General features: G+C 60.1%; 2 protein-coding genes. Both read right to left on the bottom strand.

Features of this window, described 5'->3' with window-relative positions; all coding sequences use genetic code 11:
* Entirely contained in the window at nucleotides 1-912 is a 912-nt protein-coding gene (locus VJ956_RS00630) for an AAA family ATPase (protein ID WP_324080537.1), read from the bottom strand.
* Between the two features lie 47 nt (nucleotides 913-959).
* The coding region (locus VJ956_RS00625) for a nitrilase-related carbon-nitrogen hydrolase (protein ID WP_324080536.1) at nucleotides 960-1,364 on the bottom strand (405 nt) is incomplete at its 5' end.

Raw genomic sequence — 1,364 nt, 5'->3', positions numbered from 1 at the left:
TTATTCGATAACAGAAACTGAAGTCAGCAGTTGCCGTATCCGTTCCTGGCTTTTCCCGGTTTCGCCCTGTTCCAGGCGGTGCTCTGCCACTGCAGGGAATACGGCCTGAATGTCGTCAGGCAGCACGTGGTTGCGCCCGTTCATCAGTGCCCAGGCTCTGGCGGCTTTTACCAGCCCGAGCCCGGCCCGCGGGGACAGGCCGTAAACCAGTCCCGGCATGCGGCGGCTTTGTTCCAGCAGTCGCTGTACATAGTCCAGCAGGGCAGGGCTGGTGGTTATCTTTTCAACCGCCTGCTGCAGGGCCTTAAGGTCCTGTTCCGACAGGAATTCCGCCAGTCGGTCGGTCAGTGCCCGACGATCTTCACCCTCGAGTAGTTCGCGTTCGGCTCTGGGGTCAGGATAGCCCAGACGGATCCGCATCAGGAAACGGTCAAGCTGGGATTCAGGCAGGGGATAGGTGCCGCCCTGTTCAATCGGGTTCTGGGTGGCGATGACGAAAAACGGTTCCGGCAGCGGCCGGGTTTCACCTTCAATGGACACCTGGCGCTCTTCCATGGCTTCAAGCAGGGCGCTCTGGGTTCGTGGTGACGCCCGATTGATTTCGTCCGCCAGAACCACCTGGGAAAAAATGGGACCGGGATGAAAAATCAGGCTGCCGGCGGCTTTGTCGTACATGGAAAAGCCCAGCACATCGGCAGGCAGCAGATCGTTAGTAAACTGGATGCGCTTGTAGCTCAGGCCCATGACCTTTGCCAGGGCATTAGAGAGGGTGGTTTTGCCCATGCCCGGGATGTCCTCTATTAGCAGGTGGCCCCGCGCCAATAGCCCACACAGCGCCAGCCGTACCTGATGTTTCTTGCCCAGCAGGATGCCGTTTAAGGCTTCAATTACCCGGTCTGTTCTGGCATTCATGGGGTAGTGTCCCGTCTGGCTACTTTGTTAACCGGCTCGGGACACTGTCAGTCCCTCACCCGTTTGGTAATGTCACCGTAGGCGTCGATGCGCCGGTCACGAAGATACGGCCAGATGCGGCGAATCGATTCACTGCGTTGCCGGTCGACGGTGGCCGATAGAATGCTCTGGGAGTCTTCGTCGGCACGGGACAGGAACTCACCCTGGGGCCCGCAGATAAAGCTGTTGCCCCAGAAGCGGATGCCGTCGGAAGTGCCGGTCGGGTCTGGTTCAGTGCCGGTACGGTTGGGCGCGATGAGCGGCAGGTTATTGGCGATAGCATGACCGCGCTGGACGGTTACCCAGGCCTCCAGCTGTCTTGCCTGTTCGTCCGGATCATCAGTCACGTCCCAGCCGATGGCGGTGGGGTAGATCAACACTTCCGCCCCCGCCAGAGCCATCAGGCGGGCCGC

The sequence above is a fragment of the Marinobacter sp. genome (assembly GCF_035268745.1).
GTDB lineage: Bacteria > Pseudomonadota > Gammaproteobacteria > Pseudomonadales > Oleiphilaceae > Marinobacter.
The sequence above is the reverse complement of the archived record's forward strand: the minus strand, read 5'-3'. Positions and strand labels throughout refer to the sequence as shown.

Bases quoted from the DNA above. Each gene is read 5' to 3' on its own strand.
- VJ956_RS00630 (WP_324080537.1), bottom strand. From the start codon at position 912: ATGAATGCCAGAACAGACCGGGTAATTGAAGCCTTAAACGGCATCCTG.